General features: G+C 67.8%; 14 protein-coding genes. 7 read left to right on the top strand and 7 right to left on the bottom strand.

The window, feature by feature from the left end; all coding sequences use genetic code 11:
- Positions 1–18: 18 nt before the first annotated feature.
- The gene (locus tag DFR31_RS08895; RefSeq protein ID WP_121442333.1) at positions 19–807 is read right to left on the bottom strand and encodes an SDR family oxidoreductase; all 789 of its coding nucleotides are present in this window, start codon (positions 805–807) and stop codon (positions 19–21) included.
- 15 nt (positions 808–822) lie between these two features.
- Positions 823–1,236 carry a GNAT family N-acetyltransferase gene (locus tag DFR31_RS08890; protein WP_121442332.1) on the bottom strand — a complete coding sequence of 138 codons (414 nt, stop codon included), beginning with the start codon at positions 1,234–1,236 and terminating at the stop codon, positions 823–825.
- A gap of 78 nt (positions 1,237–1,314) precedes the next feature.
- Between DFR31_RS08890 and DFR31_RS08885 the strand changes: the two genes are divergently transcribed.
- Complete coding sequence (locus DFR31_RS08885) at positions 1,315–1,710, top strand: NfeD family protein (protein WP_121442331.1); 396 nt, start codon at positions 1,315–1,317, stop codon at positions 1,708–1,710.
- On the opposite strand, the gene sthA is transcribed toward DFR31_RS08885, so the two are convergent.
- On the bottom strand, positions 1,711–3,108 hold the full coding sequence (gene sthA, locus DFR31_RS08880) for a Si-specific NAD(P)(+) transhydrogenase (protein ID WP_121442330.1): 1,398 nt from the start codon (positions 3,106–3,108) through the stop codon (positions 1,711–1,713).
- A gap of 71 nt (positions 3,109–3,179) precedes the next feature.
- On the bottom strand, positions 3,180–4,220 hold the full coding sequence (gene mtnA, locus DFR31_RS08875) for an S-methyl-5-thioribose-1-phosphate isomerase (protein ID WP_121442329.1): 1,041 nt from the start codon (positions 4,218–4,220) through the stop codon (positions 3,180–3,182).
- A 156-nt stretch (positions 4,221–4,376) separates the two neighbouring features.
- Here mtnA and DFR31_RS08870 point away from each other — a divergent pair, with 156 nt between their 5' ends.
- From DFR31_RS08870 to gph, 3 genes are read left to right on the top strand one after another with little or no spacing between them, the layout of a single operon-like run.
- Positions 4,377–5,705, top strand: coding sequence for a TRZ/ATZ family hydrolase (locus tag DFR31_RS08870; protein ID WP_121442328.1), 1,329 nt, complete (start codon positions 4,377–4,379; stop codon positions 5,703–5,705).
- The gene (ubiG, locus tag DFR31_RS08865) at positions 5,698–6,447 is read left to right on the top strand and encodes a bifunctional 2-polyprenyl-6-hydroxyphenol methylase/3-demethylubiquinol 3-O-methyltransferase UbiG (RefSeq protein ID WP_121442327.1); all 750 of its coding nucleotides are present in this window, start codon (positions 5,698–5,700) and stop codon (positions 6,445–6,447) included. Before DFR31_RS08870 ends, ubiG begins: the two co-directional genes overlap by 8 nt.
- The gene (gph, locus tag DFR31_RS08860) at positions 6,447–7,109 is read left to right on the top strand and encodes a phosphoglycolate phosphatase (RefSeq protein WP_121442326.1); all 663 of its coding nucleotides are present in this window, start codon (positions 6,447–6,449) and stop codon (positions 7,107–7,109) included. The genes ubiG and gph overlap by 1 nt, the downstream gene beginning before the upstream one ends.
- Positions 7,110–7,130: 21 nt before the next feature.
- Here gph and DFR31_RS08855 read toward each other — a convergent pair whose 3' ends face one another.
- Complete coding sequence (locus DFR31_RS08855) at positions 7,131–9,173, bottom strand: CocE/NonD family hydrolase (RefSeq protein ID WP_121442325.1); 2,043 nt, start codon at positions 9,171–9,173, stop codon at positions 7,131–7,133.
- Positions 9,173–10,471: an ATP-grasp domain-containing protein gene (locus DFR31_RS08850; RefSeq protein WP_121442324.1), complete on the bottom strand. Its 1,299-nt coding sequence runs from the start codon at positions 10,469–10,471 to the stop codon at positions 9,173–9,175. Before DFR31_RS08850 ends, DFR31_RS08855 begins: the two co-directional genes overlap by 1 nt.
- A 143-nt stretch (positions 10,472–10,614) precedes the next feature.
- On the opposite strand from DFR31_RS08850, the gene DFR31_RS08845 reads away from it, so the two are divergent.
- The 3 genes from DFR31_RS08845 to DFR31_RS08835 are packed head-to-tail and all read left to right on the top strand — an operon-like array spanning position 10,615 to position 12,922.
- On the top strand, positions 10,615–11,460 hold the full coding sequence (locus tag DFR31_RS08845) for a squalene/phytoene synthase family protein (RefSeq protein ID WP_170153647.1): 846 nt from the start codon (positions 10,615–10,617) through the stop codon (positions 11,458–11,460).
- Positions 11,461–11,479: 19 nt separating this feature from the next.
- Positions 11,480–12,238 (top strand): SDR family NAD(P)-dependent oxidoreductase, encoded by a 759-nt coding sequence (locus DFR31_RS08840; protein WP_121442322.1) that lies wholly within the window; start codon positions 11,480–11,482, stop codon positions 12,236–12,238.
- A gap of 9 nt (positions 12,239–12,247) precedes the next feature.
- Positions 12,248–12,922 carry an endonuclease III domain-containing protein gene (locus DFR31_RS08835; RefSeq protein ID WP_121442321.1) on the top strand — a complete coding sequence of 225 codons (675 nt, stop codon included), beginning with the start codon at positions 12,248–12,250 and terminating at the stop codon, positions 12,920–12,922.
- Between the two features lie 3 nt (positions 12,923–12,925).
- Here DFR31_RS08835 and flgL read toward each other — a convergent pair whose 3' ends face one another.
- Positions 12,926–14,155 (bottom strand): flagellar hook-associated protein FlgL, encoded by a 1,230-nt coding sequence (gene flgL / locus DFR31_RS08830; protein ID WP_121442320.1) that lies wholly within the window; start codon positions 14,153–14,155, stop codon positions 12,926–12,928.
- Position 14,156 lies beyond the last annotated feature (1 nt).

The raw sequence follows: 14,156 nt of genomic DNA, 5'->3' as shown, positions 1-14,156 counted from the left end.
AGGGTGCCCCTCCTCCAGCTACACCGATTTGACCAGCCCGCCATCCACCCGGATGACGCTGCCGGTAATGTAACCGCCCCGCTCGGAGACGAGGAACGCCGCGGTGTCACCGAACTCCCCCGGGGCCCCGTAGCGGCCTAACGGGATCTGCGCCTGCGACTGGCGTTGCACCGTTTCCAACGGCAGGCCCTGCCGCTCGGCGTTTGCCTGGTCAATCTGCCGCGTCCGGTCCGTGGCCACCCGGCCCGGCGCCAGGCAGTTGACGGTAATGCCATCGCCACCCACCTCGTTGGCCAGCGTTTTGCTCCAGCCCACGATGCTGCTGCGCAGCCCGTTCGACAGCCCCAGGTTGGGAATGGGCTGCTCGACACCGCTGGACACAACCGTAAGGACTCGCCCCCAGCCCCTGCTCCGCATGTCCGGCAGACACAGCGCCGTCAGCTCGAAAACCGGTAACACCATGGCTTGGAACTGTGCTTGCCAAGTGGCCCTGGCCGCATCCGCGATGGGCCCCGGGGGCGGACCGCCGCTATTGTTGACCAGGACATCCACCGGCCCCAACTGCTCCGCCGCGGCGGAATGGATGGCCGTCGCCGCCGAAGGCTCGCCCAGGTCCGCGGCGTGAACGGCCACCCGCCCCGGGCCCGTCTCATGCAGGGTGTGCGCCGTCTTCTCAAGGCTTTCCTGGTGGCGGGCACAGACCAGCACGTTCGCTCCCTCACGAACCAAGGCAAGGGCAATCGCCCGCCCCAGCCCCCGGCCGGCACCCAGCACAATGGCGTTGCGGCCTTGCAGCCCCAGGTCCATATCCCCTCCCGGCGATCAGCCGTTATTGTCTCCGCCCTGCAGCATCCAGGCTCTCGGATTGTGCTCGAACCCTAACTTTCGATAGTAGTCATTGGCCTGGGGCGCTGCGAGCAGCACGATCTGACACTCGGCCCCCAGACGCTGGCGTGTCTCGTCGATCAGGCGCCGACCGATGCCGCGACCCTGGAAGGCCTCGTCCACCGCAAGATCGGCCAGGTAGGCCACGTAGTCGTAGTCAGTCAGCGTCCGGGCCACCCCCACGAGGCGATCGCCGCACCAGGCGGTTATCATGATGCTGGCGTTGTCCAACATGCCCCGGAAGATATCCGGGCGGTCCACCGGCCGGCGCGGGCCCAGCGTGGTGCGGCGATAGAGCGCGATTGCCTGCTCCGGGGTGGGCCTGGCATCGTCGCGGTAGGTGATCTCCATTGAACCCCCTGTGGCTCGGCAGCTACCCGACACTCTGCCCCAGGCCCTGCCGCGAAGTCACCCGTGGGAGTACCGTGCATGAGCCCCCTGGTCCGTTACACGCTGCTGCAACTCCCCGGCCTGCTGCTCATCGCCTGCCTGGGGTGGTGGGCCTGGTCCGCCGGCTGGGTGAGCGGCAGGACCGCCGGCACGCTCTTTCTCGTCTGGCTGGTTAAGGACGTGCTGCTCTACCCGCTGTACCGACCGGCACTGGATCACGACGCCCCCTACGGCGGGCAGGCCCTGATCGGCGGTACCGCCCGGGTGAGCACCGCGCTCGCCCCCGTCGGGCGGGTGCATATTCGGGGCGAGAGCTGGCGCGCCCGCAGTATCGACAACGCCCCGATCCCTCGCGGGGCGAAAGTGCGCATCGTCGACGCCGAGGGCCTGACGTTGCAGGTACGACCAGCCGATGCGGATGCAGACCGGCGTTGATCAGCGCAGGCGGTTGTAGCCGTTCAGCGCCGCCACCCGGTAGGCCTCGGCCATGGTCGGGTAGTTGAAGGTGGTGGTCAGGAAGTACATCAGCGTATTGGCCTCTCCGGGCTGGGCCATGATGGCCTGGCCAATGTGCACAATCTCCGCGGCCTGGTCCCCGAAACAGTGGATGCCCAGCAGTTCCAGGGTCTCGGGGTGAAAGAGCAGCTTCAGCATGCCCGCGTTCTGGCCGGCGATCTGCGCCCGGGCCAGGTCCTTGAAGAAGGCGTGCCCGACCTCGTAGGGCACCTTGGCGGCAGTCAACTCCTGCTCGGTGCTGCCCACCGAACTGATCTCCGGGATGGTGTAGATACCGGTGGGAATATTCTGAACCAGCCGGTAATCGCAGCGGCCATTCAGCATGTGCGAGGCGGCAAAGCGCCCCTGGTCAAAGGCCGCACTGGCCAGGCTGGGGTAGCCAATGACATCGCCCACCGCGTAGATGTGGGCCTGGGCCGTCTGGTAGTTCTCGTTCACCTGCAGCTGCCCCCGGCTGTTCGGCTCTATTCCCAGTGCCTCCAGCCCCATGTCCTCCGAGTTGCCACTGCGCCCGTTGGCCCAGAGCAGGATGTCGGCCTTGATCTGCTTGCCGGAATCCAGATGGACACGGACGTGGTCGTCGTGGGCATCCACCCCGGTGAAGGACTCGTCGTGACGGATGATCACGCCCTGTTCCCGCAGGTGGTAGCTGAGCGCATCGGAGATCTCGTTATCCAGGAAGGTCAGGAGCCGCTCGCGGTTGTCGATCAGGTCCACCTTGACCCCGAGCCCGCGGAAAATGGAGGCGTACTCGCAACCGATCACGCCGGCGCCGAAGATGGCGATGGTCCGCGGGGTGTGCGCCAGGGAGAGGACCTTGTCGCTGTCACAGACCCGGGGGTGGTCAAAGGGCACGCCGTCGGGGCGGTAGGGACGGGAGCCGGTGGCGATCAGAAAGCGCTCCGCGTGCAGGCGCACCACCTTGCCCTCGGCACCCTGCACCTCCAGGGTGTGCTCGTCGATGAACCGGGCCCGCCCGTGGATCACCGGGATATCGTTCCGGCTGTAGTAGTTCGCCCGCAGCCCCACTTGCCGGTTGACCACCTGCTGGGCGAAACGCAGCACCCGGGGGAAGGACAGCCGCTTCGGGGCGCCCACGTCGTGAAACAGCGGGTTGGTGTTGTACTCCATCATCCGGCGCACGTTGTGCCGCAGCGCCTTGGACGGGATGGTGCCCCAGTGGGTGCAACCACCCCCCACCTCCGAGTGGGCCTCCACCACCGCAACTCGCTTGCCGCCCTTGGACAGCGTCAGTGCCGCCCCTTCACCGCCGGGCCCGCTACCGATCACGACGGTATCGAACTGCTGCTCCTTCATGGCAATACCTTCCCCTTGCCGGCTGTTGCCCGGAGTGTAGCCAAGGGGCGGCGACCGGTGTTCCGGGCGCGTCAGATATCGAACAGCGCACTGACCCCCTTGCCGACGAAATCGCTCACCACGCCACGTTCGGTGACCAGCACGTCGATCAGCTCCGCGGGAGTGATATCGAACACGGGATTCCAGGCCCCTGCCCCCTCGGCGGCCACCCGCCGCCCGTTCATATAAAGCAGTTCCTCCGCGGGGCGCTCCTCGATGGGGATATCCTCCCCACTCAGGCAGTCCAGGTCGATGGTGCTGGAGGGGGCCACCACCATGAATTTCACCCCGTGCGCCTTGCAGGCCAGGGCCAGCGCGTAGGTGCCAATCTTGTTGGCGGTATCGCCGTTGGCCGCCACCCGGTCGGCGCCGACAATCACCCAGTCCACCTCACCACGCTGCATGAGCAGCGGCGCCGCCCCCTCGGCGATCAGCTTCACCGGGATGGCGTCGGCCACCAGTTCCCAGGCGGTCAGCCTTGCCCCCTGCAGCCAGGGGCGGGTTTCGTCGGCGTACACAGCGGCCAGGCCCTTGCCGGCCCAGGCACTGCGGATCACCCCCAGCGCGGTGCCGTAGCCCCCGGTGGCCAGCGAGCCGGTGTTGCAATGGGTCAGCACGCGGGCACCCGCGGGGATCAGCTGGGCCCCCAGGTGGCCCATGCGGCGGTTGGCCGCCAGGTCCTCCTGGTGAATGGCGACCGCCTCGGCCTCCAGCACCTGCAGCGGGTCGGTCGGATCACTGTCGATCATCCGCTGCATGCGGTCCAGGGCCCAGAACAGGTTGACCGCGGTGGGCCGGGCAGTGCGCAGGCGTGTCAGGTCGTTGGCCATGGCCCCCCGCCAGTCCTCCGGCTGCCGGCGCAGCGCCGAGCGGGCCGCGAGCACCACACCGTAAGCGGCGGCAATGCCGATGGCCGGCGCCCCCCGCACCACCATGTCGCGGATGGCGTCGGCCGTCTCCGGGGCGGTACGGCAGTCGAGCCAGGTGGTCTCCACCGGCAAGCGGCGCTGGTCCAGCAGCCGCAGATGGTCACCCTGCCAGTCCAGGGCGCGTACGGTGTCGTTGCGGGGCATGGGCACTCCGATTCGGTTGCATCCTTGATGGCCCATTGTATCGCCTGGGCTGGGTATCGCCTCGGCTGGCGGACGAACGGGGTTCGGCAATTTCCCGGGGCGGCCCGTTGGTGCCACAATAGCCGGCATCCGACGCGACACCCGGAGAAAGACACGATGCAGAAGGTCGACAGCCTGGTTTCCGCCCGCTGGGTGATCCCCGTTGAGCCGGAAGGCACCACCTTGTCCCACCATACCGTGGCCATCCGCGACGGGCGCATCATCGACTGCCTGCCCACCGCGCAGGCGGAGCAGCAGTACCAGGCCGATCGGCACCAGCAGCTGGCCACCCACGCGCTGATCCCCGGGCTGGTCAACGCCCACACCCACAACGCCATGAGCCTGATGCGGGGCCTGGCGGACGACCTGCCCCTGATGACCTGGCTGCAGGACCATATCTGGCCGGCGGAGGGCAAGCACGTCTCAGCGGACTTCGTGCACGACGGTGCCGAGCTGGCCATGGCGGAGATGCTGCGCGGCGGCACCACCTGTTTCTCCGATATGTACTTCTTCCCGGAAGTCACCGGCCGGCTCGCGGACCGGGTGGGGATGCGCGCGGTGCTGGGCATGATCGTCATCGACATGCCCACGCCCTACGGCAGTGGCCCGGAGGACTACCTGGACAAGGGCCTGGCCCTGCACGACGCCTGGCGCAATCACCCGCACATCAGCACCGTGTTCGCGCCCCACGCCCCCTATACCGTCTCGCCGCAGTGGCTGGAGCGGATCCGCGTGCTGGCCGATCAGCTGGACACCCGCATCCACATGCACGTGCATGAGACCGCCGGCGAGGTGATGGAAAGCGTCGCCACCACCGGTCAGCGCCCGCTGGAGCGGCTGGACCGATTGGGCCTGCTGAACCCGTCGCTGATCGCCGTACACATGACCCAGCTGAACAGCGACGAGTTGGACCGCATCGCGGAAACCGGTGTCCACGTGGTGCACTGCCCCGAGTCCAACCTCAAGCTGGCCAGCGGCTTCTGCCCGGTGCACGAGATGCAGCACCGCGGCATCAACGTGGCTATTGGCACCGACGGTGCGGCCAGCAACAACGACCTGGACCTGCTGGGCGAGGTGCGCACCGCGGCCCTGCTGGCCAAGGCGGCCAGCGGCAATGCGGCCGCCCTGCCCGCCCACCGGGCGTTGCGCATGGCGACCCTGGACGGGGCCCGCGCCCTGGGCCTGGACGAGGAGATCGGCTCGCTCACCCCCGGCAAGTACGCCGACCTGTGCGCCATCGACCTCTCCGGCCTGGAGAGTGAACCGCTCTACAACCCGGTCTCGCAACTGGTCTACACCAGCCAGCGGGACAAAGTCAGCCACGTCTGGGTGGCGGGCCGGCTGCTGCTCAATGAGCGCCGCCTCACCACCCTGGACGAGGCCGACATCCTGGCACGCACCCGGGCCTGGCAGGCCCGAATCGCCCCGGAGGCCCCCCATGACTGAATCGGTGACCAACACCACCCGACGCAACGTCCACGCCCACGAGGTGGCCAAGTTCGATGCCGCCGCCTCGCGCTGGTGGGATCCGGGAGGCGAATGCAAGCCGCTGCACGACATCAACCCCCTGCGCCTGGATTACGTCGCCCAGTGCCTGGGCGGACTGCAGGGCCGGCGCATCCTGGACGTGGGCTGCGGCGGCGGCCTCCTAGCCGAAGGCATGGCCCGGCGGGGGGCCGAGGTCACCGGCATCGACATGTCCAAGCCCGCACTGCAGGTGGCGCGGCTGCATGCGCTGGAGATGGAAGTGAAGGTGGATTACCGCCAGATCACCGTGGAGGAATTGGCGGAATCGGACGAACCGCGCTTTGACGTGGTCACCTGCCTGGAGATGCTGGAACACGTTCCGGACCCGGCCTCCGTGGTGCGCGCCTGTGCCCACCTGGTCAAGCCGGGCGGTCAGGTGGTGTTCTCCACGCTAAACCGCAACCCCAAGAGCTATCTCTTCGCCATCGTCGGCGCCGAGCATGTGCTGCAACTGCTGCCCAAGGGTACTCATGACTGGCAGCACTTCATCCGCCCGTCGGAACTGGACAGCTGGGCCCGCCAGGCAGACCTGCAGCTTTGCGGACTGAAGGGGCTCACCTACAACCCGCTGACCCGGCAGTACCGGCTGACCGACGATACCAGCGTCAACTACCTGGCCCACTACCAGCGTGGTCCGGCACCGGCCGGGGCCGGGGCGTGATGCGGGGTCGCGAGGTAGAAGGGGTCCTGTTCGACCTGGACGGCACCCTGCTGGACACGGCCGCAGACCTCTCCGATGCCCTGAACCGTGTACTGGTGGAGGAAGGCCGCACCCCCCTGCCCGATGCCCGTATCCGGCCCACGGTGTCGCACGGTGCCGTGGTGATGCTCTGCCACGCCCTGGCCCTGGCCCCGGATGACCCCCACATGCCGGGGCTGCATGAGCGCATGCTGCAGCACTACGAGGCGCACATCGCCGAGCGGACCCGCCCCTTCCCCGGCATGGAGGCGGTGCTGGAGCGGGTGGAAGCGCAGGGCCTGCCCTGGGGGATCGTGACCAACAAACCGGAACGACTCACCCGGCCGCTGCTGGCAGCCCTGGGCCTGGACCGGCGGGCCGGGGCGGTGGTCTGCGGCGACACCGCCGCAAAGCCCAAGCCCCACCCGGCGGCCATGCAGGCCGCCTGCAGCCAGCTGGGCGTGGCCCCGCAGCACTGCCTGACCGCCGGCGACGCCCTGCGGGACATCCAGGCCGGCCACCACGCCGGCTGCATGACACTGGCCGCCCTGTTCGGCTACCTGGGGGCCGGTGACCACCCTGTCAGCTGGGGCGCGGACGGCCTGATCGCCAGCCCCTCAGACATGCTGCGCTGGTTGCCCTGAGCAGGCCGCGCCGGGCCGCGATCAAATCAAGTCCCGCGGGATGCTGCGCGAGATATTGTGCGCGTGGACCCGCTCATCGCCCTCGTAGGCGTCCATCTCCGCACGCAGGTGGAACTGGCCCGCATCGGACGTGAGTACGGTGCGGGTCTCCACCCGCACCCGCCAGTCGTCCCGCCACAGCTCACGCACCGCCCGGGTCTCGCCGCGCACCGAGCCGTACTGGTTGCCGGTGTGGCTGTACCACTCCACGGTGCGGATACGCATGCTGAGGCCAATCTCGTCCAGCTGAAAGGCCCCTTCGTCCTTTTTGACCTCCAGCGTGGAGCGGTCGGACGCCAGGTCCCGGGTAACCGTCCAGCCGTAATCGCGCGGCTGCAGCAGCGTCATCGCCGGTCCGGGGCTTTGTACCGCTGGCCCGGGCCGGCGCAGATTCTCCTCTTCGGCCGCCGACTCCCGCACCGGCAGTTCCAGGCAGCAGCCCTCGGTGAGGAAGGTGAGCCGCGGCGACTCCGGCGCCGGCCAGACCAGCGGCCAGTAAGAGGTGGAGATGGAGACCCGCAGGCGGTGCCGGGCCGGGATACGCTGACCGATGTCGTTCAGCTTCACCCGCACGCTGTAGAACTCGCCCGGCTCCAGCGGCTGGGGGTCGTCGTGGCCATTGCGGTGGGTGAGGTTGAGCAGCCCGTAGGTCAGGCGCGTGGCCTCATCGTTGGCCGCCACCTCCGACAACCGCACTGCCACCTGGGCCACCGGCTTGTCGGCCGCCACCATCAGGGTGACCGCCGGCTGCCCCAATAACTCCAGGTCCTGCTCCAGCGGGTCACTGGTGAAGATCAGCGCGCCGCCGTCCTCCTCGCGCTGATCATGGGGCAGATCCGGGGTGGCGGTGAACGAACACCAGCGCCCGGCAAACAGCCCCACCGACAACGGCGACTGCAGGGTCAGATCGGTGTGTTCCGCCGGCCGGGCGCTGCTGTCGCCGATCTGCCCCGGACGCAATGCGAGGCACTCGCGGCGCACGCCCGGGCTGGGCCAGCCGGGCTCCGCGACCCAGCGCCCGGGCCGGTGCCGCGCCCCGGTGATCGGCGGCATGGTGTCCTGCACCCAGGCCCGAAGCATGGGTTCCGACTCCACCCCGTTGGGTACCTCCTTGAGCCAGCGGTCGAACCAGCGGAGCACCTCGCCCAGAAAGTCGATGGCCGGCCCCGGCACCCCCTGGTGGGGGTACTTGTGGCCCCACGGCCCCACCAGGCCCATTCGCGGACCCGGCAGGTTCTCCAGCATGCGGAAAACCGCGTTGGAGTACCCGTCCGCCCATCCCGAGACCGCCATCACCGGGATCTGTACCGAGTTGTAATCCTCGTTGATGGAGCCGTGCCGCCAGTATTCATCCCGGCGCTGGTGGCTCAGCCAGTCCTCCAGCCAGAAGCCGCTCCCCCCCATGCGCTTGTGCCACTCCTCCCGCCAGCCGTCACCCACCAGGGCGGGATCGGGCGGCAGCGCAGAATGGCTGTACATGGCCGACGCCCAAGAGAGGTTGTCGCCGAGCAGACACCCGCCCATGTAATGCACGTCATCGGTGTAGCGGTCGTCAGTGGAACAGACGGTGACGATGGCGCCCAGCTCCCGAGGCTGCCGGGCCGCCAGCTGCAACCCGTTGAAGCCGCCCCAGGAGATGCCGATCATCCCCACCCGGCCATTGCACCAGTCCTGTTCGGCCAACCAGCGCAGAATGGCCTCACCGTCATCCAGCTCAATGGGCAGGTACTCATCGGTCAGCAGCCCCTGCGACTCGCCACTGCCACGGATATCCACCCGCACGCAGGCGTAGCCGTGACCGGCCAGGTAGGCGTGGGTGGCATCATCGCGCGGCCGGGTGAACTCCCGCTTTCGGTAGGGGATGTACTCCAGGATGGCCGGCACCGGATCGTGCACGGCGGATTCCGGGATCCAGGCCCGGGCCGCCAGCTGCACCCCGTCCGGCATGGGGATCCACAGGTTCTCGACCACCCGGACACGTTCGGGCAGTTCACTCAGGGGTATCACCTGCGGTTTCTGCGGCATCAGGCCACCTCCGGCTTCTCGATGCGGAAATCCAGCCCGTCGCGGATCGCCTCGAAACGGGCCTCGATGTCCTCTTCATTCTCGCCGCCCAGGAACACCAGCGCCAGACAGTAACTGTAGCTGTCCTGATCCCAGAGCCGGGAGAGCCAGGCGCCCTCCCGGGCGTGCACCTCGATGCGCGTGCCCGGATAACGCCGCTCCAGCGCCCGCACCTCCGCCTCGGTGGGCACCCGAGTGACCTTGCCGTCCTCGAACGCCCGCACAAAGCACTTGGCGGCCATGGGCGACGCCCCCTGCCGCTGGGGGAACTCCGGGGCCCGGCCCAGGGCCAGGTCGACGGCCACCTCCTGGTGCGAGACGCCATCCACCTGTTCGAACAGATAGCAATGGGATTGCGACAACCGGGTATTCACCTCCAGCAGCCAGACGTGATCGCGCGCACGATCCCAGTAGAACTCGATATTGAAGGGCGCATTGTCGTAGCCGATGTGCTGCATGAACCGGCGCGACTGGTCGATCATGCGCTGCTGCACCGACGCCGGCAGGGCCGAGGGGTACTGATAACGGCGAAAGGAGATGCCGTTGGCCTCCGGTACCGAGTCAATCACCCCGTAGACATGAATTTCGCCCTGGTAACCGTAGCCCTCCAGGGTGCACTGCTCGCCGCCGATAATGCCCTCCGCCAGGCAGTGACCACCACCCACACCGCGCACGGCCTCCGGGAGGTCCACGTGGTCGAGCAGGTAGTCGAAGGGTTCGGCGAAGCGGCCAATCTCTTCACGGAGCCGCCTCCGGGCCCGCTCGAAATCCTCCGGCCCGTCGATGCGAAAGCCCAGGTAGCTGGAGAAGGACTTGATGGGCTTCACCCAGAAGGGGTACCCGATCTCGGCCTCCAGCCGCTCCCGCGCGCCCTCATCGAAGGGGTCGAAGGCAGCGAAAGGCGGGCAGGCCTCGGGAATCACCCTGGCCTGCTCCACCCGGGCCCAATACTTGTGCTCACAACAGAGGACGGCCTCCAGGGAGGCGGAGGGCAGCCCGTACTCCCGAGCCAGCAGCGGCACCGTGGTGCTGACCGGGAAGTCGATGTAGTGGATCAGCCCGTCCACCGAGCCCTGGAACCCCTTCAGTCGCGCATGGACCTTCTCCATCAGGTGGGGGATGTCGTAGTCATCCCGTTCCACCAGTTCAGACTGATCCAGCAGACGGTGAAAGGTGTAATCCTCCGCGTGCCGGACGCGCTTGAGGAAGGCGTGGTTTTCCTCATTCAGGCCGAATACGAAGATGTTCTTCTGCGCCATACCACCACCCCCTCTCGAACATCACATAAATGACTGGCTATCTATCAAGCTGGGATTCACGGTGCGCCATTTCAAGGCGCTGCGTCCCCAGGCCGCACCGTGTTAGATTAGCCGTTCTGTTTACCGACGACGCGTGCCGCCCCGTGCAACCACTGGACTACTGCCGCAGCAAGGCTGCGCCGCCCGGCTCCAGCCTCCACTACGCCCTGCTTTTTGCCCGCCCCGACCAGCGCGACGGGCTGCTGGCGCTGCACGCCTTCCATGCGGAGGTGTCCGCCATACCGGCGCAGGTGAGTGACCCCATGGTGGGGCAGGCCAAACTGAGCTGGTGGCGCGAGGAGCTGGACCGCATCTACCGGGGGCAACCGGAACACCCGGTGGGCCACGCCCTGCTGCCGGCGGTTCAATCCGGGCTACCCCGGGACCGGTTCCAGGACATCATTACCGGCACCGGGATGGACCTGGAGTACGGCCTCTACCCCAGCTTCCGGGAGTTGTCCGCGTACGGGCACCAGGTGGGCTGCGCCATGGCCGAACTGGCCATGCGCCACGCCGGGTATACTGACCCGCAAAGTGCACGCTTCGGCCATCATCTGGGCATGGCGTTGATGCTCACCGGCCGGCTGCGCCAACTGGGCCGGCACGCCCGGGCCGGACGGCTCTACCTCCCGGAGGACGAGATCCACGCCGCCGGGCTCTCCCGGGATGCCCTGCTGGACCTGCCGGCGGATCACCCCGGGCTGCAGACCCTCCTGCAACAACAGGTGGACCGGGCGCGGGACTTCTTCCGCCAGGCGGACGACGGCCTGGCCGACAGTGACCGCGCCGCGCAGCGCCCGGCACTGGTACTGGCCGCGCTCTACCAACGGCTGCTGGACGAGCTGGAGCGCCAGGGGCTGCCGATGCTGCAGCGGCGCGTTCACCTGACCCCGCTGCGCAAGCTCTGGATCGCCTGGCGCACGGCACGCAAGACACCCAAACCCAACTAGATACCGAGGCAAAAGCGGCATGAGCAACCCCCTCAGCGGCAACTACAAGGCGTCCCCCGAGCACTTCCAGGACCGCGTCATCATGGTGACCGGCGCCTGCGGCGGGATTGGTGGCGCCGTCTGCCGCCAACTGGCAGAAGCCGGCGCCACCGTGGTTGCCCTGGACAAGGACATGAAGAGCCTGGAGCGGCTCTACGACGACCTGGACGGCCGAGGCCCCGCCGAGCCCGCGCTCTACCCGATGAACCTCCAGGGCGCCATGCCCGAGGACTACGACGAGATGCGCGACCGGCTGACCGAGAACTTCGGCCGGCTGGACGGCCTGCTGCACTGTGCCGCCGTGCTGGGTCGCCCGGCGCCGGCGGAGATCTACGACCTGGAATCGTGGTTCATCACCGTGCACATCAACCTGCACGCCCCCTACCTCGTTACCCGCGCCTGCCTGCCCCTGCTGCGCAAGTCCGAGGACGCCTCGCTGCTGTTCACCAGCGCCCGCGAGGGGCGCGAGCAGATGGCCTACTCCGGTGCCTACGGGGTCTCGGCCGCCGGGGTAGAGGGGCTGATGCGCATCCTCGCCGCGGAGATGGCCGACACGACATCGGTGCGGGTCAATAGCCTGGACCCGGGCCCCGTCCGCACCCACTTGCGCTATCAGGGGTACCCCGGCGAAGACCAGAGCAAGCTGCCCACCGGCAACGACGTGGCCGGCGCCTTCACCTGGCTGCTGGGTCCGGAAAGCCGGGACGTCCACGGCCAGTCCCTGACCCTCGGCCGCTGATCGGTCCGCATGCCCCAGGCGCTCACCGGCCCCCGGCTCCAGGCCATCTACCAGGCGCTGCGCGCCCACCACGGCCACCTGGACTGGTGGCCCGGAGACGGTCGTTTCGAGATCGCGGTGGGTGCAGTGCTCACCCAGAACACCGCCTGGACCAACGTGGAAAAGGCCATCGCCCGGCTGCAGGCAGAGGACCTGCTGGCGCCGCGGGCCATGCTGGACTGTCCCACCGACACCCTGGCCGAGGCGATTCGCCCTTCCGGCTACTTCAACGTCAAGACGAAGCGGTTGCGGGCGCTGTGCACCGCCTGGCTGGAGAACGGGGGCGAGCAGGGGCTGGCGGGGCTGGACACCGACCCCCTGCGCGAGCGCCTGCTGGCGGTGCACGGGGTGGGCCGGGAGACGGCCGACGACATCCTGCTCTACGCCTTCGAGCGGCCGGTGTTTGTCATTGATGCCTACACCCGCCGCATCCTCTCCCGGCTGGGGCTGGTGTCGGGGGATGAGGGGTATGACGTGCTGCGCGGGACCATTGAGCAGGCACTGGGGCCGGACGTGGCGCTGTACAACGACTACCACGCCCAGATCGTGGCCCTGGGCAAGGATACCTGCCGGCCGAAGCCCCGTTGCGGGGCCTGCCCGCTGGCGGCCGATTGCCCAACCGCCGATCAACCGGGGTCAGCCTGACCCTCAGATAAAGTCGAACAGGGACAGGCCCTGCAGCCGGGTATAGGTCTGCTGGGCAGCCTGCAGGCCCACCAGCTCCTGGTTGAAACGGCCGCTGGCCTCGGCGTAGTCCAGATCCTCCAGCTTCGACTTGGCCGATTTCAGGTCGAGCAGCGCCCCCTCGTTGGCGTCGCGGCTGGAGTCCAGCGCGTTCATGCGCGCGCCCAGTTCGGACCGGACCCGGACGACGTTCTCCATGCCCTGGTCGATGTCGGCAAGGAAGCGGTTGATGGCGTTGTTCATGGCCGGGCCGTCGCCATCGTTTTCCAGGGTCTTGATGAGGTCGTCCACGGACTTGAAGATGGATTGGGGTTGCGCGGCTTCGACGTTGAAGCTGTCACGGTCGGCCGGGTTGCCGTCCATCTTCACCTGGAGTTCCTGAGCGTTATCGTTACCGGTCGGGATGCTGATGGTCATGCCGGGCTCGTAGGGTTCTTGCTCTAAACCATCAACGGGATTCTCCTCACTCGGGTCACCCGCGTAAACGGTGTAGGTGAGCTCTCCTCCATCCTCGGAGAACTCCACCACGAACCGCTCATCCGGGTTCAACCTTGCTGGGGTATCCCCCACGGTAATGATGCCGCTGCCAGCGTTCTCCGAATCCTCGGACACCTGGTACTGCCCGTTGCCATTCGGGATCTTCATGAAGGCATCGAAGCCGGAGTTGTCCACCGCGATGGTGCGGGAGGGGCCGATGCGGACCTCGCGCTGGCCCTGGTCCCCGTTGTATTCCACCTTGCCGCCGGCAGTCTTGGTGAAGGGCTGGGTGCGGGTCTCGGAGCCGGCGAACAGGTACTCGCCGTTGCCGTCGTCGGTGTTGGCCAGCTGCACCAGCTGGTCCTGGGCCTCGCGCAGCTCCGAGGCGATATAGGCCCGAGTCTCCCTGTCCTGGGAGCCGTTGGCGGCCTGCACGGAGAGCTCGCGCACCCGCTGCAGGGTGTTGCCGAACTCGGACAGCACGTTCTCCGACAGCCCCAGCCGGGTCTCGGCCTGGTCGGCGTTGCGGTTGTAGCGCTCGACCGTGTTGATGGCCTTGTCCAGCTCCAGGATGCGCGAGGCCCCCGCCGGGTCATCAGAGGGGTTGAGGATCTCTTTACCGCTGGCCAGTTGCGCCTGGGTCTTCGACAGCGAGGACTGCTGCGAGAGGATATTGTTCACGCCCTGGAGGGCCAGTTGGCTGGTGGATAAACGCATG

This window comes from Alkalispirillum mobile, from assembly GCF_003664325.1.
Taxonomy (GTDB): domain Bacteria; phylum Pseudomonadota; class Gammaproteobacteria; order Nitrococcales; family Halorhodospiraceae; genus Alkalilimnicola; species Alkalilimnicola mobilis.
This window is presented reverse-complemented; position numbering and strand designations above follow the sequence as displayed.

Coding starts and splice junctions, on each gene's coding strand:
- DFR31_RS08895 (WP_121442333.1), bottom strand. CDS start 807: ATGGACCTGGGGCTGCAAGGCCGCAACGCCATTGTGCTGGGTGCCGGC.
- DFR31_RS08890 (WP_121442332.1), bottom strand. CDS start 1,236: ATGGAGATCACCTACCGCGACGATGCCAGGCCCACCCCGGAGCAGGCA.
- DFR31_RS08885 (WP_121442331.1), top strand. CDS start 1,315: ATGAGCCCCCTGGTCCGTTACACGCTGCTGCAACTCCCCGGCCTGCTG.
- sthA (WP_121442330.1), bottom strand. CDS start 3,108: ATGAAGGAGCAGCAGTTCGATACCGTCGTGATCGGTAGCGGGCCCGGC.
- mtnA (WP_121442329.1), bottom strand. CDS start 4,220: ATGCCCCGCAACGACACCGTACGCGCCCTGGACTGGCAGGGTGACCAT.
- DFR31_RS08870 (WP_121442328.1), top strand. CDS start 4,377: ATGCAGAAGGTCGACAGCCTGGTTTCCGCCCGCTGGGTGATCCCCGTT.
- ubiG (WP_121442327.1), top strand. CDS start 5,698: ATGACTGAATCGGTGACCAACACCACCCGACGCAACGTCCACGCCCAC.
- gph (WP_121442326.1), top strand. CDS start 6,447: ATGCGGGGTCGCGAGGTAGAAGGGGTCCTGTTCGACCTGGACGGCACC.
- DFR31_RS08855 (WP_121442325.1), bottom strand. CDS start 9,173: ATGCCGCAGAAACCGCAGGTGATACCCCTGAGTGAACTGCCCGAACGT.
- DFR31_RS08850 (WP_121442324.1), bottom strand. CDS start 10,471: ATGGCGCAGAAGAACATCTTCGTATTCGGCCTGAATGAGGAAAACCAC.
- DFR31_RS08840 (WP_121442322.1), top strand. CDS start 11,480: ATGAGCAACCCCCTCAGCGGCAACTACAAGGCGTCCCCCGAGCACTTC.
- DFR31_RS08835 (WP_121442321.1), top strand. CDS start 12,248: ATGCCCCAGGCGCTCACCGGCCCCCGGCTCCAGGCCATCTACCAGGCG.
- flgL (WP_121442320.1), bottom strand. CDS start 14,155: ATGCGTTTATCCACCAGCCAACTGGCCCTCCAGGGCGTGAACAATATC.